19 protein-coding genes are annotated in these 22918 nt (G+C 64.7%); 9 read left to right on the top strand and 10 right to left on the bottom strand.

The window, feature by feature from the left end; translation table 11 throughout:
* The first annotated feature begins 65 nt into the window (after positions 1-65).
* The gene (locus tag AC1RJW_RS09305; protein ID WP_070217690.1) at positions 66-527 is read left to right on the top strand and encodes an Lrp/AsnC family transcriptional regulator; all 462 of its coding nucleotides are present in this window, start codon (positions 66-68) and stop codon (positions 525-527) included.
* Positions 528-632: 105 nt separating this feature from the next.
* Positions 633-3122, top strand: a complete 2490-nt coding sequence (locus AC1RJW_RS09310; protein ID WP_493044669.1) for a TonB-dependent receptor — start codon at positions 633-635, stop codon at positions 3120-3122.
* A 1-nt stretch (position 3123) separates the two neighbouring features.
* Here the strand turns inward: AC1RJW_RS09310 and AC1RJW_RS09315 are convergent, their stop codons facing one another.
* Positions 3124-3774, bottom strand: coding sequence for a response regulator transcription factor (locus AC1RJW_RS09315; RefSeq protein ID WP_493044670.1), 651 nt, complete (start codon positions 3772-3774; stop codon positions 3124-3126).
* An 8-nt stretch (positions 3775-3782) separates the two neighbouring features.
* Complete coding sequence (locus AC1RJW_RS09320) at positions 3783-4694, bottom strand: histidine kinase (protein WP_493044671.1); 912 nt, start codon at positions 4692-4694, stop codon at positions 3783-3785.
* 441 nt (positions 4695-5135) lie between these two features.
* Between AC1RJW_RS09320 and AC1RJW_RS09325 the strand changes: the two genes are divergently transcribed.
* The 5 genes from AC1RJW_RS09325 to AC1RJW_RS09345 all read left to right on the top strand — a co-directional run bounded on the left by AC1RJW_RS09325 (position 5136) and on the right by AC1RJW_RS09345 (position 11292).
* A complete protein-coding gene (locus AC1RJW_RS09325) occupies positions 5136-5951 on the top strand; it encodes an NF038120 family PEP-CTERM protein (protein WP_493044672.1) in 816 nt (271 codons plus the stop codon).
* Position 5952: 1 nt separating this feature from the next.
* A complete protein-coding gene (locus AC1RJW_RS09330; RefSeq protein ID WP_493044673.1) occupies positions 5953-9117 on the top strand; it encodes a S8 family serine peptidase in 3165 nt (1054 codons plus the stop codon).
* A gap of 121 nt (positions 9118-9238) precedes the next feature.
* Positions 9239-9892 (top strand): AIM24 family protein, encoded by a 654-nt coding sequence (locus AC1RJW_RS09335; RefSeq protein ID WP_083287479.1) that lies wholly within the window; start codon positions 9239-9241, stop codon positions 9890-9892.
* A 17-nt stretch (positions 9893-9909) separates the two neighbouring features.
* A complete protein-coding gene (locus tag AC1RJW_RS09340) occupies positions 9910-10551 on the top strand; it encodes an AIM24 family protein (protein ID WP_101483726.1) in 642 nt (213 codons plus the stop codon).
* Positions 10552-10554: 3 nt separating this feature from the next.
* Positions 10555-11292, top strand: coding sequence for an AIM24 family protein (locus tag AC1RJW_RS09345; RefSeq protein ID WP_493044674.1), 738 nt, complete (start codon positions 10555-10557; stop codon positions 11290-11292).
* A 135-nt stretch (positions 11293-11427) separates the two neighbouring features.
* On the opposite strand, the gene AC1RJW_RS09350 is transcribed toward AC1RJW_RS09345, so the two are convergent.
* Positions 11428-12225, bottom strand: coding sequence for an enoyl-CoA hydratase (locus AC1RJW_RS09350; protein ID WP_493044675.1), 798 nt, complete (start codon positions 12223-12225; stop codon positions 11428-11430).
* 42 nt (positions 12226-12267) lie between these two features.
* Entirely contained in the window at positions 12268-12897 is a 630-nt protein-coding gene (locus AC1RJW_RS09355; RefSeq protein ID WP_493044676.1) for a head GIN domain-containing protein, read from the bottom strand.
* A 178-nt stretch (positions 12898-13075) separates the two neighbouring features.
* Between AC1RJW_RS09355 and AC1RJW_RS09360 the strand changes: the two genes are divergently transcribed.
* On the top strand, positions 13076-13633 hold the full coding sequence (locus tag AC1RJW_RS09360; RefSeq protein WP_493044677.1) for a flavin reductase family protein: 558 nt from the start codon (positions 13076-13078) through the stop codon (positions 13631-13633).
* Positions 13634-13737: 104 nt separating this feature from the next.
* Here the strand turns inward: AC1RJW_RS09360 and gdhA are convergent, their stop codons facing one another.
* From gdhA to AC1RJW_RS09380, 4 genes are all read right to left on the bottom strand, one after another.
* A complete protein-coding gene (gene gdhA, locus AC1RJW_RS09365; RefSeq protein ID WP_493044678.1) occupies positions 13738-15081 on the bottom strand; it encodes an NADP-specific glutamate dehydrogenase in 1344 nt (447 codons plus the stop codon).
* A 212-nt stretch (positions 15082-15293) separates the two neighbouring features.
* Complete coding sequence (locus tag AC1RJW_RS09370) at positions 15294-16541, bottom strand: DUF819 family protein (RefSeq protein WP_493044679.1); 1248 nt, start codon at positions 16539-16541, stop codon at positions 15294-15296.
* Between the two features lie 184 nt (positions 16542-16725).
* A complete protein-coding gene (trhP, locus tag AC1RJW_RS09375; protein WP_493044681.1) occupies positions 16726-18087 on the bottom strand; it encodes a prephenate-dependent tRNA uridine(34) hydroxylase TrhP in 1362 nt (453 codons plus the stop codon).
* A gap of 88 nt (positions 18088-18175) precedes the next feature.
* Positions 18176-18814, bottom strand: a complete 639-nt coding sequence (locus AC1RJW_RS09380; RefSeq protein ID WP_493044682.1) for a TetR/AcrR family transcriptional regulator — start codon at positions 18812-18814, stop codon at positions 18176-18178.
* A gap of 105 nt (positions 18815-18919) precedes the next feature.
* Here AC1RJW_RS09380 and AC1RJW_RS09385 point away from each other — a divergent pair, with 105 nt between their 5' ends.
* Positions 18920-20128 (top strand): TCR/Tet family MFS transporter, encoded by a 1209-nt coding sequence (locus AC1RJW_RS09385; protein WP_493044683.1) that lies wholly within the window; start codon positions 18920-18922, stop codon positions 20126-20128.
* On the opposite strand, the gene AC1RJW_RS09390 is transcribed toward AC1RJW_RS09385, so the two are convergent.
* Both AC1RJW_RS09390 and AC1RJW_RS09395 read right to left on the bottom strand, forming a co-directional pair.
* The gene (locus tag AC1RJW_RS09390; protein WP_099665586.1) at positions 20125-20370 is read right to left on the bottom strand and encodes a DUF1059 domain-containing protein; all 246 of its coding nucleotides are present in this window, start codon (positions 20368-20370) and stop codon (positions 20125-20127) included. The two genes, AC1RJW_RS09385 and AC1RJW_RS09390, sit on opposite strands and share 4 nt — an antisense overlap.
* A gap of 71 nt (positions 20371-20441) precedes the next feature.
* Positions 20442-22811, bottom strand: coding sequence for an acyl-CoA dehydrogenase (locus AC1RJW_RS09395; protein WP_493044684.1), 2370 nt, complete (start codon positions 22809-22811; stop codon positions 20442-20444).
* Positions 22812-22918 lie beyond the last annotated feature (107 nt).

Genomic DNA, 22918 nt, shown 5'->3' on the forward strand with positions numbered 1-22918 from the left:
TGCTGGTTTTCTCGTATAAAATGCATACTTCAGCAAAATTTGCTGTGAAATAAGGATATGACAGAATGAAACTGGACAAATTCGACCTCGCCATCCTGACGGCCCTGCAGCAGGATGCCCGCATCAGCCTGCACGACCTGAGCGCCAAGGTGGGCCTGACCTCGTCGCCATGCTGGGCGCGCATCAAGCGCATGGAAGACGATGGCGTCATCGAGGGTTATACGGTGAACGTCAATGCGGCCAAGGTGGGGCTGGCCGACACCGTCATCGTGCAAGTCACCCTGGACGACCATTCCGACCAGGCCCTGTTCGAATTCGGCCACGCGCTGGCCATGATCCCGGAAGTGCTGGAAGCGTTTCTTGTGTCCGGCGACTACGATTACTACCTGCGCATTGCGGTGAGCGACACGCGCGACTACGAACGCCTGCTGCGCGAGCGCCTGTATAAAATTCCCGGCATCCGCCATAGCAAATCGAGCTTTGTGTTGCGCCAGCTTAAGCAGAGCTACCTGCCCTTGCAACGCTGACTTTGTTACCTCTTCCCCGCACGGCGGGAGTTTTTCCCTAGCCCCTCCCCCGGTGGCTGTCCGATACTGGGCAGTAATAAAAAACACGATAAATCGGGGAGATGCATGAGACTGACCTTATTCGCGGCCGCCGCCATGGCGCTGTGCCAGGCGCAAGCTGCCGACCTTGCCGACCCTGCCAGCCTGGAGGCGGCGTACGACTTGCCCACCGTCATCATCACGGGCAGCATGCCGCTGCCCACCGTGGAGCAGCCGCGCGATGCGCTCGCCGCGCCCGTGCAGACGGCCAGCGCGCAGCAGATCGCCGGCAGCGGCGCGCTCGACATTTCCGCCTTCCTGCGCCGCAACCTGGGCAGCGTGTATGTCAATGAAGTGCAGAACAATCCGTTCCAGCCCGACGTCAGCTACCGCGGCTATACGGCGTCGCCCCTGCTGGGCACGCCGCAAGGGCTGTCCGTCTACCTCGATGGCATGCGCCTGAACCAGCCGTTTGGCGACGTCGTCAGCTGGGACTTGATCCCGCGCATGGCGATCGCCTCGCTGACCCTGATGCCGGGCTCGAACCCCCTGTTCGGCCTGAACACCCTGGGCGGCGCGCTGGCCCTGCAGACCAAGGATGGTCTTAGCAATCCCGGCACGGCCGTGGAAGCGCGCCTGGGTTCGCACCAGCGGCGCGCCATCGAGTTCGAGCATGGCGGTAGCAATGCGCAGGGCTGGCACTGGTACGTGACGGGCAACCGCTTCAGGGAAGAAGGTTGGCGCGACGATTCGCCGTCCGACGTGCGTCAGCTGTTTGGCAAGCTGGGCTGGAGCGATGCGCGCACCGATATCGCCGTCACCGTGGCCCACGCGGACAATGCGCTGACGGGCAACGGCTTGCAGGAACAGCGCCTGCTGGCGCGCGATTACCGCAGCGTCTACACCAAGCCCGATTTGACGCAGAACAAATCCACTCTGTTGAACCTGACGGGCAAGCACCAGGCCGGCGCCGGCTTGCTCTTGTCCGGCAATGTGTACTACCGCAAGATCGACACGCACACGTTTAACGGCGACCTGAACGACGAGTCGCTCGATCAGTCCGTCTACCAGCCCGGCGCGGCCGAACGGGCGGCGCTGGCGGCGGCCGGCTACACGGGCTTTCCCGCCAGCGGGGCGAATGCGTCGAATACGCCGTTCCCGAAATGGCGCTGCATCGGCAACGTCTTGCTGAACGATGAACCGGCCGAAAAATGCAACGGCATGCTCAACCGCAGCCATACCGAGCAGGAAAACTATGGTCTTTCGGGGCAGTTCACGGCACCGGCCGACCTGGCCGGGCAGCGCCACAGCGTCACGGCCGGCGCCGCCTTCGATGCCAGCCACGCCACCTTCCGCCAGACCAGCCAGTTCGGCTACCTGAACCCGGACCGCAGCATCACGCCCGTCGACTTCTTTGCCGACGGCACGGAAATCGACGACGACGGCACGCCCGTCGACAACCGGGTCGACTTGAGCGGGCGCATGCGCACGTGGAGCGTGTATGCAAGCGACAGCATTGCGTTCAATCAAGCGTTGACCCTGACCATCTCCGGCCGCTACAACCGCAGCACCGTGCGCAACCGCGACGCCATCACGCCGGGCGGCGGCAGCGGCTCGCTCGATGGCGACCACCGTTTCAGCCGTTTCAATCCCGCCATCGGCCTGGCCTATGCGCCAGTGGCCGGCACCAGCGCCTATCTCGGCTACAACGAAGGCAGCCGCACGCCGACGGCCATCGAACTCGGCTGCGCCGACCCGGAAAACCCGTGCCGCCTGCCCAACGCCATGGCGGGCGACCCGCCCTTGAAACAGGTCGTCACCAAGACGTGGGAAGCGGGCGTGCGCGGCAAGTGGGGCGACGTGGCCCGCTGGAGCGCCGGCGTGTTCCGCGCGGAAAACCATGACGACATCCTGTTCGTGGCCGACAACCAGGCCGGTTTCGGCTACTTCAAGAATTTTGGCAAGACGCGCCACCAGGGCGTGGAGCTGGCGTTGGACGGCAAGGCGGGCGCGCTGGACTTCGGCGTCAACTACACGTGGCTGCAGGCAACGTATCAAAGCCGCGAAACCGTCAACGGCAGCGCCAACAGCAGCAGCGACGCGGACGCGCCTGGCCTGGAAGGCAATATCGTCATCACGCCCGGCAACCGCATACCGCTGACACCGAGCCATATCCTGAAGGCGCACGTGGATGTTCAGGGCGGACGCGACTGGACGGTGGGCCTGGCCATGACGGCCGTGTCGAGTTCCTATGCGCGCGGCAACGAGAACAACCGGCACCAGGCGGGCGGCCCGTCCTACCTGGGACCGGGCAAGAGCGCCGGCTACGCCGTGGTCGAGCTGAACGGGAAATACCAGCTGACGCCGCGCCTGAGCGTGTTTGCCCAGATAAACAACCTGTTCGACCGCCAGTACGCGACGGCGGCGCAATTGGGCGCGACGGGTTTCGACGCCAACGGCAATTTTGCCGCCCGGCCGCTGCCCGCCGTGAACGGCGACTATCCGATGGTCAATGCGACGTTTTATGCGGCCGGCGCGCCGCGCAGCGTGAATGCAGGTCTGCGCTACGCGTTTTAAGTCATCCCAGCTGGCGCTGCTCGATGATGCCATTGCGCAGCGCCAGGCGCACCAGGGCGGCGGGGCCGGGCACGTCGAGCTTTTCCTTGATGCAGGTCTGGTGGTTGGCCACCGTCTTGCTGCTCAGGTGCAGCAGGCGGGCGCAGTCGGCGGCGCTGCGGCCTTCGGCCAGCAGGCGGAAGATTTCAAATTCGCGCTGGCTCAGGCTGCTCAAGCGCTGCGCTTCCATGCGGGCCGTGCCGTGCAGCACGCCCGGTACGCTGTGCGGATCGAGGTAGCGCCGGCCCGCGTGGGCGGCGCGCACGGCGTCGACCAGGTGTTCCGGGTCCGCCTGCTTGCTGACGAAGCCGCAGGCGCCGCCGTCGAGCGCGCGCGCGATCAGCTGCGGCGTGTCGTGCATGCTGAACACGAGCACGCGGGCGCCGGCATCGCGGGCCAGCAGCTTGCGCAGCAATTCCAGGCCGCCGATGCCGGGCATGGACAAGTCCGTCACGCAGACGTCGGGCGCCTGTTCTAGGTGCAGGGCATATGCCGTTTCGCCATTGCCCGCCTCGGCCACGACGGCGATGTCGCCCCCTTGTTCCAGAAGCCGGCGGTAGCCCGTGCGCACCACCGGGTGGTCATCGACCAGCATCACGCGGATCGGGGTCATGGCCGCGTTCATGCCGCACCGGCCGCCAGCGGCATCGCCACTTCGATGCGCAAGCCGTTGCCCAGCGCGCTGATCCAGCGGATATGGCCGCGCTGGCCGGCCACGCGCTCGCGCATGCCCAGCATGCCAAAACCGCCTTCTTCCGTTTTGTCCTGGCGCAAACCCTGGCCATTGTCTTCGATGGCCAGGTGCAGCACGCCGTGCGCGTCGGCGCGCAATTCCACCGTGGCACGGTCGGCGCCCGCGTGGCGCGCCACGTTCGTCAAGCCTTCCTGCACCAGGCGGTAGATGGCGGTGGCGGTGCTGTCGTCGAGGCTGGCGGGGATGGCGTGCGGCGCGAAATGGCAGGCGATGCCGTGCTGCTGGGCCCAGCTGTCGCACAGCGCCTGCAGGGCCGGCGCCAATCCCAGGCTGTCGAGCACGGGCGGGCGCAGCCGGCGCAGCATCGTGCGCACCATCGCATGCAGCGCTTCCGACGAGCGGGCGATGCTGGCGGCGCAGGCCTGCACGTTCGCCTGGTCGCCGTCGCGCGCGCGCAGGATGTAGCTGGCGGCGGCGCGGATGGCCGTGCAGTCCTGTCCCACTTCATCGTGCAACTCGCGCGCCAGCGCGCAGCGCTCTTCTTCCTGCGCGCGCAGCAGGCGCTGCGTGAGGGCGCGGTTTTGCGCCAGCAGCAGCGCCACCTGGCGTCCGCGCCGCACGGCGAAGCCGGCCAGCGCCAGCGCCAGCAGCAGCAGGCTCAGGGCCAGTTCATCGAGCTGCCAGTGTTCCTGGCGCCCGAGCGCATGCGTCAGCCGTTCGGCCAGGTCCAGCCTGGCGGCCAGCAGGAAAAAAGCCAGCGCCAGCGCGCCGCACACGAGGAGGCGCCGGGCCGGCCGCGCGCCTGAGCGGCCGCTGCCGGCCAGTTGATGGTGTTCCATGATGCTGCTCCCTGAGCACGGTCGATCTTCTTGTTGTGCAAGCTTCATGCCATCGGCGCAGGGGCCTCTGGGGGCGCGTCATGCGGGGCAGGGGAGGGGATGACTGTTCCAGGATGGAACAGGTGTACCGCGATGTGACGCTACGCGCTTGCGCTGGCCGCAGGCACGGTTTTCGAGCTTATCTGAAGTTGCGCCGACACGCTGGCGCGCACGTCTGCAGTGCGAGGCATTGTTGTTCCAATGTAACGTTGAGATTCCTCAAGCTTCCATAGATAAAACAAAACAAAGTTTCGCAGGCTTAGATAAAAAATAAATAAATGATATTAAAAATATGATATTTGTTTTATGCGATTTGCTATATTTGTTGACACTTTTGTGAAAAAGCTGAAAGCGGGCACCAGACCTGCCGACCTATCTATCCACAACAATCAAGGGAATAGAATGAATCGTCTATCACATGCGCGGGTATCGCCCGCCACTGCCAATCCGCCCGCTACCCGCGGCCGCGCCACTGTCCTGGCCGCACTGGCCGCCGTGTCCGTGCTCGCTTCCGCGCCGGCCATGGCCGGGGTCCTGACCTTCGACAGCTTGCGTCCCGACGTGTACGCCAGCGGCCAGACGCTCAATACGTCCAGCTACAACCTGCTGTTCCTGGCCGACCCGACCACGGCGGCCGGCGGCGGCGTCAGCGGCGTGGGCGCCATCCTCGATGGCCGCGTGGGCTCGTCGTGCGATATCGCCGCCTGTCCGCAGGGCGCCACCGGCAATTACCTGGCCATCCTCAACGATGGCGGCGTGAATTTCGCGCGTGCCGACCGCCAGGCGTTCAGCCTGGCCGGTTTCGACTATTCCTTCATCGCCCCCGTCTCGGGCTTGCCGAACCAGAATTGGGGCGAACTGCAGCTGAGCGGTACCCTCAGCAACGGCCAGGTGGTCAGCACTTCGCTGGCGTTTCCCGGCCAGGGCAGCGATGGCAATTACCATTTCCAGAGCGCTTCCCTGTTGAGCGGCTTCAACAACTACGCGTTTACGGGCCTGACCTTCAACGCCTGCATTTTCAATGACACTGGCGTATGCAGCAATTCCATCGATTTCCCAGCCTTTAACCAGGGCCAGTTTGCGCTCGACAATATCAATATCAGCGCCGTGCCGGAACCGTCGACCTACATGCTGCTGCTCGCCGGCCTGGGCGCCATCGGCATGCTGTCGCGCCGCCGCAGCGGCAAGTTCTCCCCGTTCACCGTGCAAGGAGCGTGAGATGAAATTACGTCCCGTTTCCCTCGGTATCCTCCTGCTGGCCGCCAGCCTGGCGCAAGCGGCGCAGGCGCAGGAACGCCGCTCCTACATCGTGCAGCTGGTCGACAAGCCGGCCGCCACTTACACGGGCCAGGTCGACGGCCTGGCCGCCACCAAGCCAGCACCGGGCGCGCGCATCAACGTGGGCGCCGCCGACGTGCAGGCCTACCTGAGCTACCTCGACAGCAAACAGGCCGCCGTGGCCGGCACCGTCAGCGCGGCTGAAATCACGCACCAGTACAGCGTCGTCTTCAACGGCTTTTCCGCCTTGCTGACGGACGATGAAGTGCGGGCCCTGAAGAAAAACAGCGGCGTGGCCAGCATCAGCGCCGACTCCATCCTGCAGCTCGACACCAGCTACACGCCCACCTTCCTGGGCCTGGACAAGCCGGGCGGCTTGTGGGAGCAGCTGGGCGGCAAGACGCACGCGGGCGAAGACATCATCATCGGCATCGTCGACAGCGGTATCTGGCCCGAGAACACGGCCTTTGCCGACCGCCTCGACGAGAACGGCGTGCCCAGCCATAGCGGCAGCAATGTCGTGTACGGCGCGCCGCCGGCCAGCTGGCAGGGCACGTGCCAGACGGGCGAAGGTTTTTCCGCAGAGAATTGCAACAATAAGCTGATCGGTGCGCGCTATTACCGCGCCGCCACGTCGGCCCTGCACTGGACGGAATTCCGCTCGCCGCGCGATTCCGTCGCCGGCCTGACGGGCCACGGCGGCCATGGCACGCACACGGCGTCCACGGCCGGCGGCAACAATGGCGCCATCGCCACCTCGAACGGCGTGTCGCTGGGCAAGGCCTCGGGCATGGCGCCGCGCGCCCGCATCGCCGCCTATAAAGTCTGCTGGACGGCCGCGTCGACGGGCCGCAACGGCTGCGCCACGGCCGACAGCGTGGCCGCCATCGACCAGGCGGTCAAGGATGGCGTCAACGTCATCAACTTCTCCATCGGCCCGAACGCGGGCGGCGGCGCGTTCGACGAACCGACGGAAGTCGCTTTCCTCGGCGCGGCGGCGGCCGGCGTCTTCGTCGCCACCTCCGGCGGCAATTCCGGCCCGGCCACGCCCGCGCCCGACGTGCCGGCGCCCGTCTCCCACATCAGCCCGTGGCTGGCCACGGTGGCCAATTCCACGCATAACCGCCTGTATGCGGGCAATGTCATCCTCAGCAACGGCACGAAACTGGAAGGCGCGTCGAGCAATGCGAATACGCCGGCGCTGCCGCTGATCCGCTCGCGCGACGCGGGCCTGGCCGGCGTGCCGCCGACGGACGTCAATCTGCTGCGCTGCTACGGCGCGGCCGATGCCGCCCCGGCTTATCTGGACCCGGCGAAAGTGGCGGGCAAGGTGCTCGTGTGCGACCGTGGCGGCAACGTACTGGTCAACAAGAGCGCGAATGCCAAGACGGCGGGCGCGGCGGGCGTGATCATCGCCAACGTGGCCGGCGGCGCCAATACCATCATCAACCAGGCGCACGTGCTGTCGACCGTGCACCTGGCGCAGGCGCAGGGCGACGCGCTGAAGGCCTTCATGGCATCCAGCCCGGACGGCACGGCGGCATTGGGCGAAATCCATACCGTTGCCGACACCACGGTGCAGGCGCCCATCGTCAGCGACCGCTCCTCGCGCGGGCCGAACGTGGCCAACGCGAACATCCTGAAACCCGACCTGTCCGCGCCCGGCACCAACATCCTGGCCGGCGTGACGGCCGACCTGACGCCGGCGCAGCGCGATGCGGTGGCGGCCGGCGGCGCAGCGCCCGTGGCGGAATGGGATTTCTATTCCGGCACCTCGATGGCCAGCCCGCACGTGGCCGGCGTGGCGGCGCTGCTCAAGCAGCAGCATCCGACCTGGTCGCCCGCGGCCATCAAGTCGGCGCTGATGACGACGGCCTTCAGCACGTATTCCGATGGCTTGAACGGTTCCGTGTCGTGGGATGCCACGGCGAAGAACTCGGGCCAGCTGCCATGGGGCCAGGGCGCCGGCCATATCGCGCCGAACAGCGCGGCCGATCCCGGGCTCGTGTACGACGTGTCGGAAATCGACTATGCGCGCTTCCTGTGCGGCCTGAACCTGAAGGTCTACAGCGCCGCCACCTGCCAGGCTGTCGGCACCATTCCTGCCTATAACCTGAACCTGGCATCGCTGACGGCGGCCAACGTGCTGGGCACGCAGACACTGACGCGCACGGTGACCAACGTGGGCGCCGGCAGCGCCGTCTACAACGTCTCGGCCAGCCTGCCCGGCTACACGGTGGCGGTGACGCCAACGAGCCTGAGCCTGGCGCCGGGCGCCAAGGGCCAGTACCAGGTCAAGCTGACGCGCACCACGGCACCGGCCAATACCTGGACCTACGGCGCCCTGAGCTGGACGGATGGCACGCACACGGTGCGCAGCCCGCTGACGGCGCGCGGCACCTCGCTGGCCGCCATTCCGCTGGTCAGCAGCGAAGCGGCCACGGGCAGCAAGGTGCTGACCCTGGGCACGGGCTTCTCGGGTGCGCTGGTCGGCGTCAAGTCGGGCCTGGTTGAAGCCGTGCGCGAGTCGCGCACGATCGGCCAGGCCGCGACGGGCGCTGCCGCATCGGCCGCCTGCAAGGCCGGCGGCGCCACGGGCGTGAACGTGCACAACGTGGTGATTCCTGTCGGCACCCTGGCGGCGCGCTTTGCCACCTACGACGCGGAAACGACGGGCGGCGCGAATACCGACATGGACATGGAGGTCTACAACGCCGCCAATGTGCTGGTCGGCAGCAGCGGCAACGAAAGTTCCAATGAGCAAGTGGAGCTGCGCCTGCCCGCCGCCGGTACGTACAAGGTGTGCGTGATCGGTTTTGCGCCGCAAAACGGCCAGGCCGACTACACCCTGTCGTCGTGGGTGCTGGCGCCGGGCTTGAACAACGGCAGCTTCAAGGCGCTGATGCCGGGCACGGCCTACGTAGGCGGCACCGCGTCTGTCTCGCTGAGCTGGTCCAACCTGGCCGAAGGCAAGCGCCACCTGGGCGCCGTCGGCTACCAGGTCGCTGGCGTGGTGCAGGGCGTGACGGTGGTCGAGGTCAATACCAATGATCCCGTGCCGCTGTTCCAGAACGCGCGCGGCGCCAAGCCGGTGCTGGCGGAATAAGCCGTTCTTTGCGTGAACGCAAGGCGTGCCTCCGGGCACGCCTTTTTTTATGCACTCACCCCCGTTCGGGAGGAATAGCACTTGCATGGCGGTAACGCCCCCGGTATCTTGTCGGATAGCCATGGCTTTGTGCCCTGGCATTCTTGGGGAGTCGCGCGTGACCAGTTTCCGCACCAATACCGACCGCCTGCTGGAAGTGCGCCTGCAGGATGAAAAAGTGCTGGCGATTGCCGGCGCGATGGTCGCCTACACGGGCAGCATCAAATTTGAAAAATCCCTGCTGGGCGGCGAGGGCCTCTTCGGCGCGCTCAAGCGCAAGGTGACGAACGAAGGCATGCAGGTGATGCAGGCCGCCGGCACGGGCACGGTGTTTTTCGCGCAGAATGCGGCCGAGATCACCGTCATGGCGCTGGCCGGCGAAAAGCTGACCATCGAAAGCAGCAGCCTGCTGGCCTACGACACGAGCCTGAAGACGGGCACCAGCTTTGCGGGCCTGCGCGGCGCCAGTTCCGGCCAGGGCCTGTTTTCCACCACCGTCGAAGGCCATGGCAACCTGGCCGTCATTTCGCGCGGCAACCTGATCATGCTGGAAGTGACGCCGGCGCACCCGCTGCGCGTGGACCCGGACGCCTTCGTCGGCTTCAAGGGCGATATCCGCCAGGAATTCGTTTTTGATGTCAACTGGCGCACCATGATCGGCCAGAGCTCGGGCGAATCGTACCAGCACAAATTCACAGGCCAGGGCGTGGTGTTCATCCAGCCCGCCGAACGTTAAGTCAGCGAGGACCCGCCATGCCTGTCTATCAGCAGATCAATGAAAAGATGCTTGAGGTCAAACTCGGCAATGAAGAAGTGTTCGCCCGCAAGGGCGCCATGGTGTCGTACCAGGGCGACGTGGCGTTCAGCCGCTCCTTCCTGGCCGGCCAGGGCGTGCAAAGCCTGGCCATGCGCGCCGTCACGAACGAGGGCTATGCCCTGATGTCGGCGCGCGGCACGGGCAGCGTGTTTTACGCGCAGGGCGGCCTGTTCGTCAGCATCGTCCCCGTACGGGGCGAAACGTTCTATGTGGAAAGCGACTCCCTGCTGGCCTTCGATGCGCGCCTGACGGCCGGCACCATGTTCCTCGGCAACCAGGGCGGCGTGCAGGGCGTGGTGCGCGGCATGGCCTCGGGCCAGGGCTTGTTTACCACCACCCTGCAAGGCACGGGCGAAGTGGCGATTTTGTCCGACGGCAATGCCATCGGCTTGCCCGTCACGCCGGACGTGCCCGTCTTCGTCGACCCGCAAGCGTATATCGGCCATACGGGCCAGCTGAGCTCGACCATCGTCACGGACCTGAACTGGAAAACCTTCGTCGGCCAGGCGTCCGGCGAATCCTACCAGGTGAAGTTCACGGGCCAGGGCACGGTCTACATCCAAGCGAGCGAAAGGTAAGCCATGACGATTTACAACCCCGATACCTTGCCGAAGAACGATAACCTGAACCGTTTTTCGTATGTCATCGACGTCAAGGAACAGATCTTCATTCGCAAGGGCAAGATGATCGCCTTCTATGGCGAATTGCGCTTTGAAGCCATGGGCAGCAGCGTGCTCGACTTGATCGTGCGCAATGCCTTCAATGCACCGAAATACGTGCACCACTTTGTCGTGGCGCAAGGGCAGGGCCAGTTGATCCTGGGCGACAACGGCAACGACCTGGCGTGCTACGACCTGGACAACGCCAACATGACCATCCGCGCGAAAAACCTGCTGGGTTTTACCAATGATGTGATCTGCCAGGAATCGACCTTGCCCGGTTATCTGACCATGATAGGCACCGGTAAAGTCATCGCCTCGTCGAACGGCCCCGTGCATTTCCTCGAGTTGCCGTGCCGCGTGGACGAGCAGGCCGTGCTGGGCTGGGCCGATTGCCCCAGCCCCTCGTATCACTACGACTATGCCCACGTGCAGGGCTGGGCCTCGGCCGCCGGCGCGCTCACGGGTTTTACCCTGTCGGGCGAGGAAAAGCAGATCGACTTCACGGGCGCCGGCACGGTGCTGGTGCAGTCGTCCGAGCTGGACGTGACGGGCAGCTCCGCCCTTGCCCAGCTGCTGGCGCAATTGCCGCTGCTGGGCAAGGAAGACCTCGGGACCTTGAGTCTTTCCGTGCAGCAGCAGATGAAGGACAGTCGTTAAGACCAGGAAGTCCAAGAGTACCTGACAGAACCGTAGCGAGCGGAAGGGAGAGGTAGCCGAGAAGCGCAACCGTACTGAAGTACAGTGAGCATCGCAGGCTGCCTATACCGACGCGCAGTAGGTTCGGTCAGGTACTCAAGGCCGCGCCCAGCCGGGCGGCCGCTTCTCTAAAAAGGCGGCGACGCCTTCCTCCGCATCCTCTTCCATCATGTTGCGCGCCATCACGTCGCCCGCGTACGCATACGCCTCGTCCAGCGGCAGCTGGCGCTGCCGGTAGAACATGGCCTTGCCGTAGCGGATGGCCGTCGGGCTTTTCGCCATGATCTGCTGCGCCAGGCGGGCCACGGCGTCGTCGAGCGCCGCGTCGGCCACCGTTTCATTGATCAGGCCCCAGTCGGCGGCCGTGTCGGCGTCGATGAAGCGGCCCGTCACCAGCATGTCGAAGGCCCGCTTGGGCGATACATTGCGCGACAGGGCGACGGACGGCGTGGCACAGAACAGGCCCACGTTGATGCCGGAGACGGCAAAGCGGGCGGACGCGCCCGCCACGGCCAGGTCGCAGCTGGCGACCAGCTGGCAGCCGGCCGCCGTGGCGATGCCATGCACGCGGGCAATCACCGGCACGGGCAAGGTTTGAATGGCTTGCATCACGCGCGAGCATTGCGCGAACAGGGTTTGATAATAATCAAGCTGGCGCGTGGCCTGCATCTGGCGCAAATCGTGGCCCGCGCAAAACGCCTTGCCTTCGGCGGCCAGCACCACGCAGCGCACGTGTGGCTGCTGCGCGATGGCATCGAACGCTTCCTGCAGCGCGGCCAGCATGGCTTCCGACAGGGCATTGAATTGCAGGGGATGGTTCAGGCGCAGGGTGACGAGGCCATCCTGCTCTTCGCGCAGCACCAGCGGTGCGTCGGTATCTTGTAAAGCGGTCATGCGGTCTCCAGTGGCCTGATGGCCTTGTTTTTATGGAAAAGCTTACTTGGCGGCGTTGACGCTGCCGATGCCGGCGATCGACTTGTGCACGATCTTCGGCTTGCCGTAATACGTCAGTTCGCCCATGCCGCGCACCACGGCGTTCAGTTCGCCCGAGGAATACACCTTGACGGAACCGATGCCTTCGAAATTCACGTCGACGTTTTTCGCCAGCAAGGCTTTCGTGTCGACTTCGCCCACGCCCTGCGCCTTCAGGCGCAGCCAGTCGACCTGGCCATCGGCGGCCAGGCGGCCCGCGCCCTTGTAGCTGATGTCGACACGTGGGCCATTGAGCTTGGTCAATATCTTCTCGCCCGCACCTTCCGCGATCAGCTTGCGCAAGGTGGGCATGGTGATGATGATGCGCGGGGCGCCCTCGGTCTTCTTGATATCTTTATCCTTCATGGAAATTTTCAGTTCGCCGTCGACCACTTCCGTGATCACGCCGCTGAGGAATTTCTGGTCGCCGCGCAGCAGCAGGCTTTGCTCCTTGCCCGATTCCACTTCCATGCTGATGGGGCCGCGGATATCGATGGCGTTGAAGGCGGCGACCGTGCGGGTTTGCTCGTCGGCATGCGCGAGGCTGGCGAGGCAAGCGAGGGACAGGACTGGCAACAGGAACAGAGGACGCATGGCGGTTTCCTTGAGTAGTTGATCAGTGTATTCTATGTTGCAACATCTCCAACTGGGAGAAATTTGCGAGGAAATGAGCAAATCGCGGCGCGGATGATACGGTGCCGCCATCGGCCAGCCGCGCGCCCGGCCAAGCGCCGTTGGGCTATGCTATCGCGTACCGCGTCCTGGAGAGCAGATGAAAAATTACCACAAAGAAGATTATCCCGTCGCCGATATCCGCCGCTTCCTCGAACCGGGGCCGGTGGTGCTCGTCAGTTCAACGTGGCAGGGCGAAAGCGACGTCATGACCATGGCCTGGCACATGCTGATGGAATTTACGCCATCCTTGCTGGGCTGCTTCATTTCCGACGCGAATCACAGCCATGAAATGATCAAGCGCAGCATGGAGTGCGTGATCAACCTGCCCACGGCCGACATGGTCGACCAGGTGGTCGCTATCGGCAATTGCAGCGGCGAAGACACGGACAAGTTCACGGCCTTCGGCCTGACGCCGCAGCCGGCCGAACTGGTGGGCGCACCGCTGATCGCCGAGTGCTACGCCAACTTCGAATGCAAGCTGGCGCAGGTGGCGGGCAACCCGAAGGGCGGCTTCTTCATCTTCGAGTGCGTGAAGGCCCACGTGGCCACCTCGCCCAAGCTGCCCGAAACCCTGCACTACCGGGGCAATGGCGAGTTCATGGTATCGGGCCGGACCATCAGCCGCAAGAGTTTAATGAAACCTGAAATGTTGTAGGTCCGTGTAGGTCGGATTAGCGCGCAAGCGCGTAATCCGACGCCACCCACCGATGCCAACAATGTTGTCGGATTACGGCGCCTTGCGCCTAATCCGACCTACGCTTAAATGACACCCTGCGCCAGCATCGCATCGGCCACTTTGACAAAGCCGGCAATATTCGCGCCATCCACATAGCTGACCGTGCCATCGGCGCGCGTGCCGTATTGCTTGCACGCCGCATGGATGCCTTGCATGATCTGCAGCAAACGCGCGTCGACTTCTTCGCGCGGCCAGGAAATGCGGGCCGCGTTCTGGCTCATTTCCAGGCCGGAAGTCGCCACGCCGCCCGCATTGCTGGCCTTGCCCGGCGCGTACAGCACGCCGGCCGCCTCGAAGGCCTTGGCTGCCTCGATGGTGGTGGGCATGTTGGCGCCCTCGGCCACGCACTGCACGCCATTGGCGATGAGAAGGCGCGCATCGTCGATGTTCAGTTCATTTTGCGTGGCGCAGGGCAGGGCGATGTCGACCGGCACATGCCATGGCGACACGCCCGCTTCGAAGCGCACGCCCGTGCGCGCGGCGTAATCGCTGACGCGGCCATACAAATGGTTCTTGACCTCCATCAAGATGGCCAGTTTTTCCGGCGTAAAACCGTCTTCGTCGATGACGGTGCCGCTGGAATCGGAGACGGTGATGACTTTCGCGCCCATGGCCATGGCTTTTTCCACCGCGTACTGCGCCACGTTGCCCGAGCCGGAAACGGACACGCGCATGCCTTCGAACGAGCGGCCCCGCGTCTTCAGCATTTCCTCGGCGAAATACACGGTGCCGTAGCCCGTCGCTTCCGGACGCATCAGCGAGCCGCCGAAGCTGGCGCCCTTGCCCGTGAACACGCAATCGGCGCGGTTGCTGAGTTTTTTCATCATGCCGGCCATATAGCCCACTTCGCGCCCGCCCACGCCGATGTCGCCGGCCGGCACGTCCGTGTCCGAACCCACGTGACGGAAGAGTTCGCTGACGAAGGCCTGGCAGAAGCGCATCACTTCGCCCGGGCTCTTGCCCTTCGGATCGAAATCGGCGCCGCCCTTGCCGCCGCCCATCGGTAACGTGGTCAGGGCATTCTTGAACGTCTGTTCGAAGGCGAGGAATTTCAGCACCGACAGGGTGACGGAAGGGTGGAAGCGAATGCCGCCCTTGTACGGCCCGATGGCCATGCTGTGCTGGATGCGGTAGCCGCGGTTGACTTGTACTTGCCCATGGTCATCGACCCACGACACGCGGAACATCACCACGCGCTCCGGCTCGATCAAGCGTTCCAGCAAGCCTTGTTCCGCGTATTTCGGGTGCTGCTCCAGGAACGGCCACAAGCTCTCCATGACTTCGGTGACGGCTTGCAGAAACTCGGGCTGACCTGGATTGCGTGCGGCGACATGCTGGACATACTCGTGAGCAGATGCGTATTTCATCAGAATTCCATGGAGGTAATCGGTTGTTTGGGCAACTATCATCGCAGATTTCGCACAAAAATGGTGCGGAAATTTGGTTTTGAGGGGTTTCTGCTACATTGTGGGGAGTTTTCAGGACTCTGCGAAAGCTGCGGGGGGAAACGACAACGCCAGCCCGAAGGCTGGCGTTGTGGTCATGATGATAAGCTTGGCCGGTCAAGCCGGGATGGGCGTCATCCCGCCATGCTGCGCAGGATCAAGCCCGTGATGTAGGCGCCATAGGTGCCCAGCGCGTAGCCGAGCACGGCCAGCAGCACGCCCACGGGGGCCAGGGCCGGGTGGAAGGCGCTGGCGATGACGGGGGCCGAGGCGGCGCCGCCGATGTTCGCCTGCGAACCGACGGCCATGAAGAACAGCGGTGCGCGGATGAGCTTGGCGACGAGCAGCATCAGGCCGCCATGCACGGCGATCCAGATCAGGCCCAGCAGGAACAGGAAAGGCTTGTCGAGCAGGGCTTTCAAGTCCATGTGCATGCCGATGGTGGCCACCAGCACGTACAGCATGGCCGAGCCGATGGTCGAGGCACCCGCGCCTTCCAGGCTGCGCGCCCGGGTAAAGCTGAGCAGCAGGCCGAAGGTGGTGGCGAGCACGACGATCCAGAAGAAGTTCGACGTCAGGCTGTAATCCTGCAGGCGCCAGGCGGCGGGCAGGGTGGCGATCCAGCTGATGATGGGGCCGGCCAGGAAGTGCGACAGGCCCGTCACGCCCAGGCCCACGCCGAGGATGATCATGATGTCGGTCAGATTGGCAACGCGCGCGTGCTGGGCGCGGTAGCTTTCGATGCTGTCCTTGAGCGCATTGATGGCCGTCAAGTCGGCGCCGGTCCAGCGGTCGAAGGCGCCCGCGCGGCCGGCCAGGAACAGCAGCACGGCCGTCCACACGTTGGCCACCAGCACATCGACGGCGACGAACTGGCCGAACAGCGTCGCGTCCACTTCAAACACTTCCTTCATGGCTGCCTGGTTGGCGCCGCCGCCTATCCACGAGCCGGCGACGGTCGTCATGCCGCGCCAGGTGTCGCCCGCCACCGTTTCCGGGTGGATCAAACGCAGCGCCTCGAACGAGACGAGCGCGCCCAGCATGACGCCGAGTGTTCCTGTAAGAAACATGATGATGGCCTTGGGGCCGAGACGGATAATGCCGCCGAAATCGATGGCCACGCACAGCAGGACCAGCGCGCTGGGCAGCAGGTAGTCGCGCGCCACGGCGTACAGGCCGGAGGCGTTGCCGTCGATGATGCCGAAGGTGTTGAGCAGCGCCGGGATCAGGTAGCACATCAGCAGCGACGGGATATAGGCGTAGAACTTTTTCCAGAAGCCGTTGGCGCGGGAGGCGGTCCAGAAGACGCCCCCCAGGGTCATGGCGAGCAGGCCGAGGACGACGGCGTCATTGGTGATCAGGGCGGGTGTGGCAGGTGGCATCGGGGATTCCGGTGAACGTGTCAGGGACGCACCGGATGCCGATCAGGCCCCCGGGCGCAGGGTGGCCGTATCGTATAGCAATGTTGAAGCCTAAACAAATTATTTAGGCGGCGCCAGTTGGAATTTTTCTTATCAAATCAAACACTTGCATACTGGTTTGCCGCCCAGCACGCCAGACTGGCGGTTACAAATAGCGCGCCAGCAAGGCTTTATTCAGCGCGCCGTCGAGTTCGATGCGCACGAAGTGGCCGCTGCCGGGCGCCACCTGGATCTCGCTGCCATCGTCGGCCAGCATGCGGGCGATGGTGAAGTCGCGGTTGCCGTCCGGGTGCAGGGCTTCGATGCGGTCGCCCACGGCAAAGCGGTTTTTCACTTCCACCCTGGCCCAGCCATCCGTCACGCTCAGCACGTCGCCCACGTACTGGCTGCGGTCCGCCTCGGACGCGCCGCGCATGTAGTTCTGGTGCGCCTGCGTGTGGTGGCGCTGGTAAAAACCATCCGTGTAGCCGCGGTTGGCCAGGCCCTGCAGCTGGCCCAGGAGGCTGATGTCGAAGGGGCGGCCCGCCACGGCATCGTCGATGGCCTGGCGGTAGACTTGCGCCGTGCGCGCCGCGTAGTACAGCGACTTGGTGCGGCCCTCGACCTTCAGCGAATCGACGCCGATCTTGACCAGGCGCTCGATATGCTCGACGGCGCGCAAGTCCTTCGAATTCATGATGTAGGTGCCGTGCTCGTCTTCGAGGATGGGCATCAGCTGGCCCGGCCGCTGCGCTTCTTCAATCAGATATGGCTGGTCGGCCAGCGGGTGGCGCGGCTGCTGGTGCAGGGCGGAAAACGCATTGTTGTCGGCTTCGGCCAGCGCCTGGTGAAATTCCAGCGGCACCACCTGCATGCCGCCCAGGTCGCCGCTGGCGTCTTCCGTGGCATTTTTCACCTTGTAATCCCAGCGGCAGGAATTCGTGCACGTGCCCTGGTTCGGGTCGCGGTGGTTGAAATAGCCGGACAGCAGGCAGCGGCCCGAATAGGCGATGCACAGGGCGCCGTGCACGAATACTTCGAGTTCCATTTCCGGGCAGCGCTGGCGGATTTCCTCGATCTCGTCGAGCGACAGTTCGCGCGACAAGATCACGCGCGTCAGCCCCATGCGGTGCCAGAACTTCACGTCGGCCCAGTTGACGGCATTCGCCTGCACGGACAGGTGGATGGGAATCTCCGGCCACTTGTCGCGCACCATCATGATCAGGCCCGGATCGGCCATGATCAGGGCGTCGGGACGCATGGCGATCACCGGCTCCATGTCGCGCAAATACGTCTTCAGCTTGGCGTTGTGGGCGAAGATATTGCTGGCGACAAAGAATTGCTTGCCGCGCGCATGGGCGCCATCAATTCCCTCTTGCAAGGCTTGCAAGGTCGAAAAATCGTTATTGCGCACGCGCAAGCTGTAGCGCGGCTGGCCCGCGTAGACGGCGTCGGCGCCATAGTCGAAGGCGGCATGCATCTTGGCCAGGGAGCCGGCAGGCAGGAGGAGTTCGGGAGCGTGGCGCATGGGATGGGCAAAGCCGGCGATTGTAGGCGGGCTGGCGCCGGATTGCCTTGCCTTGGGTCAAGAGATTGACATCCGATGCCCGGCAACGTCAGACGTAAGGCGTGCCCGCCAACGCCGCCTTCAGGCCGACATGCCCCTGGTCCACCAGGGCCAGGAAGCGGGCCTTGGCCAGCTGCGCGTCGCCATGCCGCGCGAAGGCGCGGTGCGCCTCGATCAGGGCCGTGCTCCAGGTGGCCAGCAGCAGGCTGGCCGCCAGCCGGGCCTGGGGATCGTGCGCGTCGCGCCCCGTGCTGTCGGTCAGCGCCGTTGCCACCACTTGCGCCAGTTCGTCGCGGATGGCCCGCGCCCGCGCTTTCAGGGTCTCGCTGGCCTCGATGGTGGCGATGAAACCCTGGCCGGCGGCGGAAAACGTGATGTAGGGACTGTCTTCGGCCACCAGCCGATGCGCCAGCAGGCGCAGGGTTACGATCGGGGGCACCATGGGATCGCGCTGGCGCAAGGCGGCGCGCAGCAGCTCGCGTCCCTCTTCCTCGCGGTCGAAGAACATGTCTTCCTTGCGGGGAAAGTGGTTGAACACCGTCATGCGTCCCACGCTGGCCGCCGCCGCGATCTCGTCCACCGTCACCTGCTCGAAGCCGCGCACGAAGAACAAGCGCGTGGCGGCATTCGAGATGGCTTGCCGGGTGGCAAGGCGTTTGCGGGAGCGGAGGTCGGAAGGAATCGTCATGTTGCCCCGATCATACACGAAGTGTACTGAGTACAGATAAGGCTTGATGGCGCAGCAAAGCTGGGCGTACTATTTATATACTGAGTACATATTTAGATTGAGTATATGAAACCATCCGTTCCCGTGGCAGCGCTGCCTGTCATCTTTGCCACGGTCGCGCTCGACGCCGTCGGCATCGGCCTGGTCTTCCCCATCCTGCCCGCGCTGCTGCGCGACGTCACGCATGCCGATAACGTGGCGGCGTATATCGGCATCATGACGGCCTTGTATGCGTTGATGCAGTTCATCTTTGCGCCCGTGCTGGGCGCGTTGAGCGACCGCCTGGGGCGGCGCCCCGTGCTGCTGCTCTCGCTGGCGGGCGCGGCCGTCAATTACCTGTTCCTCGCGTTTGCGCCCAGCCTGTGGATGCTGCTGCTGGGGCGCGCCATCGCCGGCTTGACGAGCGCCAATGTCTCCGTGGCGACTGCGTACATCACCGATATTTCTCCCGAAGAAACGCGGGCGCGCCGTTTCGGCTTGCTCAACGCCATGTTCGGCGCCGGCTTCATCATCGGCCCCGTGCTCGGCGGTGCGCTGGGTGATTACGGCCTGCGCCTGCCGTTCATGGCGGCGGCCATCTTGAATGCCGGCAACCTGCTGCTGGCCTTGTTCACGTTGCCCGAATCACGAACGCCGACCCGCGAAAAAATCGACCTGGCGGCATTGAATCCATTGCGTCCGCTGCGCTGGGTGTTTTCTCAGAAAAGCTTGCTGCCGATCACCGCCATCTTCTTTACCTTCAGCGCGGCGGGCGAAGTGTATGGCGTGTGCTGGGCGCTGTGGGGCCACGATGCGTTCGAGTGGAACGGGTTGTGGATCGGCCTGTCGCTGGGCGCGTTTGGCGTGTGCCAGGCGCTGGCCCAGGCTTTTTTGCCCGGCCCGGCCGTGAAACTGCTGGGCGAGCGCGCCACCATCCTGGGGGGCGTGGCGTGCGCCTGCGTGGCCCTGGTCGTCATGGCCTTTGCCACCCGCAGCTGGATGATCTTCGCCATCATGCCCGTGTTCGCCCTGGGCGGCATCGGCGCGCCGGCCCTGCAGTCGCTGGCCACGCGGCAAGTTGCCGACGACCGGCAAGGCCAGTTCCAGGGCGTGCTGGCCTCGTCCGTGAGCCTGGCGTCCGTGCTGTGCCCGCTGGTGTTTTCCAGCATTTATTTTGGCGTCAGGGCGTACTGGCCCGGCGCCGTCTGGCTGTCGGTGATCGTCGTGTATGCGGCGCTGGTGCCGCTCGTGCTGGGCTTGCGCTTGCCGAGGCCGGCGCAAGCCCAGGCAGGCTAGTGTGCGTGCGAGGCTCCGCTGCTGCCGGCCTGCCCCGTCATGGGCAAGTGTTCGGGCGGCATGCCGTCCTTGAACAATTGACGCAGTTGCTGGCGCAACTCCGGCGTGTCGTGGTGATGGTGTACCGAGACTGCGTGCTCCACAGCAATACCCAATAGCTCTTCTTCGCTGTCGGCCGAGATGGCCACCGAGCAATGCGTGTCGCTGGGGAATTCCCGGCAATCGATGAATTTTCGCGTCATGATCGACTCCTTTCTGCAAAGAGCGGGCATCGCACCCGCTCCATTCAGTATAGGCTGCAAAACAGCCTGGCCTAGGCCGCGCGGCTCTCGCCGGCCGGCGCGTCGTCAAGACGGCGCACGCCGCCGCTGTGAGCCTGATGCGCCGTATTGGGCGGGAAATCGTTGACCTGTATCAAACCATCGACCAGGCGCGCATATTCCAGCAAGGTATTGTGCTCCTGGCAGCTGATGGTGCCTGCCGCCTTGGCCGCAGCCAGCCACGGCTGCATGGCGGACAGGCTTTGCGGCAGATGCCGCAGGGCCGCGCCTTCGGGCGTGTCCTTCAGGCGTTTTTCGATGTGCAAAACCTCGGGCAGCAAGGCCAGCGCCCGCTCGGCGCAGGCGACGGGATCGTTGCCCTCGCTGGCGACATGGCCGTCGGCCAGCAGGCGGTCGCGGTCGGCGCCCGGCGTTTGCAGGGCCAGCGCCACCTCGCTGCCCAGCTCGTCGGACGGCGGACGGTGTGGCAGGCCAAACGGGAACAGCAAGGTGCGCAGCAGCACGGCCAGCATGCGCGCGGGGAAATTGTCGAGTACGCCCGTCAAGCCCTGCTGCGCCTTGACCAGCGCGTCCTGCAGCGACCAGTGGACGTAGGGCAGGTCGGCCTCGGGCCGGCCATCATCCTCGTAGCGCTTCAGCACGGACGAAGCCAGGTACAGCTGCGCCAGCACGTCGCCCAATCTGGCGGACAGCCGCTCGCGGCGCTTGAGTTCACCGCCGAGCACGAACATCGACATATCCGTCAAGACGGCAAACGCCGTCGACAGCCGCGTCAGCGCGCGGTAGTAGGGCGCCAGGGCGGGCGCGCCGGCGTCGGGCACGGCTGCCAGGCGGGCGCCGCCCAGTCCGTACCACAGTCCCCTGGCCAGGTTGCCAAGCACAAAGCCCACGTGGCCGAAGAAGGCCGCATCGAAATCGCGCAAGGACTTGCGGCCGTCGCTTTCGTTGACGGCGGCCATTTCCCTGAGCACATACGGATGCGCGCGGATGGCGCCCTGGCCGAAGATGATCAGGCTGCGCGTGAGGATGTTGGCCCCTTCGACGGTGATCGCGATGGGGATTTGCTGGTAGGCGCTGGCGAGGAAATTGTTCGGGCCCACGCAGATGCCCTTGCCGCCAAGAATGTCCATGCCGTCGTTGACGAGCGCGCGTCCCCGCTCCGTGACGTGGTATTTGACGATGGCGGAAATGACGGCCGGCTTTTCGCCCAGGTCGACGGCGTGTGCGGCCAGGGTGCGGGCCGCATCCATCAGGTACAGGTTGGCGCCCATGCGGGCCAGCGCTTCCTGCACGCCTTCGAACTTGCCGATCGGCATGTTGAACTGGCGCCGCACGGCTGCATACGCGCCGGTGCCGCGCACGGCCATCTTGCCCATGCCCACGCTGGACGAGGGCAGCGAGATGGCGCGTCCGGCCGCCAGGCATTCCATCAGCATGCGCCAGCCTTTGCCCACTTGTGCCTGGCCGCCGATGACCCACTCGATGGGAATGAAGACATCGTTGCCGGACGTGGGGCCGTTCTGGAAGGCGGCGTTCAAGGGATGGTGGCGGCGGCCGATCACCACGCCGTCGTGGCTGGCGGGGATCAGGGCGCAGGTGATGCCGGGCGTATCGTTGTTGGAGAGCAAGTGGTCGGGATCGCTGGTCTGGAATGCCAGCCCCAGCAAGGTCGCCACGGGCGCCAGGGTGATGTAGCGCTTGTTCCAGCTGAGGCGGAAACCCAGGGTCGATCTTCCCTCATGCATGCCCATGCACACGACGCCCAGGTCGGGGATGGCGGCCGCGTCGGAGCCCGCATACGGGCTGGTCAGGGCAAAGCAGGGAATCTCGGTGCCGGCAGCCAATCGCGGCAGATAATGGTTTTTCTGTTCTTCGGTGCCGTAGTGCAACAGCAACTCGGCCGGTCCCAGCGAATTGGGCACCATTACGGTCACGGCCAGCGCCGAGCAGCGGCTCGACAGTTTCATCACCACCTGCGAATGCATGTAGGCGGAGAACTGCTTGCCGCCGTATTGCTTGGGAATGATCATGCCGAGGAAACCCTGGCTTTTCATGTAGTCCCAGGCCTGGGACGGCAAGTCCTGCGCCTGCTGCGTTTCCCAGTCGTCGACCAGCTCGCACAAGCGTTCGACGTCGTGGTCAAGGAAATGGCGCTCCTCGGCAGTGAGCGTGGCGCGGCCATACGCCAGCAATTTTGTCCAGTCGGGCTTGCCGGAAAACAGATCGGCATCCCACCACGTGGTGCCCGCTTCGAGGGCGTCGCGTTCCGTCTCGGACATGGTCGGCAGGATGCGCTTGAACAGGGCCAGCAAGTGGGGGCTGATCAGGGCGCGGCGCACGGGGCCGGGCGCGAACAGTACAACCAGGCCCAGCAGGGCCACCATCAGTATGATCGTCAGCATGCGATATCTCCCTGTGTAATGACAACAGGGTAGGCCGATGCGGCCGATGTTACTGTGCGGTACAGCGCATACGGAGCAACGCCAACCGCATGGGTTGGCGTTGTGGT

This window comes from Janthinobacterium sp. GW822-FHT07A03 (assembly GCF_058798815.1).

What these genes read in the sequence shown, in the direction of transcription:
- AC1RJW_RS09315 (WP_493044670.1), bottom strand. Translation starts at nt 3,774, where the DNA reads ATGACCCCGATCCGCGTGATGCTGGTCGATGACCACCCGGTGGTGCGC.
- AC1RJW_RS09360 (WP_493044677.1), top strand. Translation starts at nt 13,076, where the DNA reads ATGAAAAATTACCACAAAGAAGATTATCCCGTCGCCGATATCCGCCGC.
- AC1RJW_RS09390 (WP_099665586.1), bottom strand. Translation starts at nt 20,370, where the DNA reads ATGACGCGAAAATTCATCGATTGCCGGGAATTCCCCAGCGACACGCAT.
- AC1RJW_RS09305 (WP_070217690.1), top strand. Translation starts at nt 66, where the DNA reads ATGAAACTGGACAAATTCGACCTCGCCATCCTGACGGCCCTGCAGCAG.
- AC1RJW_RS09325 (WP_493044672.1), top strand. Translation starts at nt 5,136, where the DNA reads ATGAATCGTCTATCACATGCGCGGGTATCGCCCGCCACTGCCAATCCG.
- AC1RJW_RS09370 (WP_493044679.1), bottom strand. Translation starts at nt 16,541, where the DNA reads ATGCCACCTGCCACACCCGCCCTGATCACCAATGACGCCGTCGTCCTC.
- AC1RJW_RS09330 (WP_493044673.1), top strand. Translation starts at nt 5,953, where the DNA reads ATGAAATTACGTCCCGTTTCCCTCGGTATCCTCCTGCTGGCCGCCAGC.
- AC1RJW_RS09320 (WP_493044671.1), bottom strand. Translation starts at nt 4,694, where the DNA reads ATGGAACACCATCAACTGGCCGGCAGCGGCCGCTCAGGCGCGCGGCCG.
- AC1RJW_RS09355 (WP_493044676.1), bottom strand. Translation starts at nt 12,897, where the DNA reads ATGCGTCCTCTGTTCCTGTTGCCAGTCCTGTCCCTCGCTTGCCTCGCC.
- AC1RJW_RS09345 (WP_493044674.1), top strand. Translation starts at nt 10,555, where the DNA reads ATGACGATTTACAACCCCGATACCTTGCCGAAGAACGATAACCTGAAC.
- AC1RJW_RS09395 (WP_493044684.1), bottom strand. Translation starts at nt 22,811, where the DNA reads ATGCTGACGATCATACTGATGGTGGCCCTGCTGGGCCTGGTTGTACTG.
- AC1RJW_RS09350 (WP_493044675.1), bottom strand. Translation starts at nt 12,225, where the DNA reads ATGACCGCTTTACAAGATACCGACGCACCGCTGGTGCTGCGCGAAGAG.
- AC1RJW_RS09380 (WP_493044682.1), bottom strand. Translation starts at nt 18,814, where the DNA reads ATGACGATTCCTTCCGACCTCCGCTCCCGCAAACGCCTTGCCACCCGG.
- AC1RJW_RS09310 (WP_493044669.1), top strand. Translation starts at nt 633, where the DNA reads ATGAGACTGACCTTATTCGCGGCCGCCGCCATGGCGCTGTGCCAGGCG.
- AC1RJW_RS09340 (WP_101483726.1), top strand. Translation starts at nt 9,910, where the DNA reads ATGCCTGTCTATCAGCAGATCAATGAAAAGATGCTTGAGGTCAAACTC.
- AC1RJW_RS09385 (WP_493044683.1), top strand. Translation starts at nt 18,920, where the DNA reads ATGAAACCATCCGTTCCCGTGGCAGCGCTGCCTGTCATCTTTGCCACG.
- AC1RJW_RS09335 (WP_083287479.1), top strand. Translation starts at nt 9,239, where the DNA reads ATGGCTTTGTGCCCTGGCATTCTTGGGGAGTCGCGCGTGACCAGTTTC.
- gdhA (WP_493044678.1), bottom strand. Translation starts at nt 15,081, where the DNA reads ATGAAATACGCATCTGCTCACGAGTATGTCCAGCATGTCGCCGCACGC.
- trhP (WP_493044681.1), bottom strand. Translation starts at nt 18,087, where the DNA reads ATGCGCCACGCTCCCGAACTCCTCCTGCCTGCCGGCTCCCTGGCCAAG.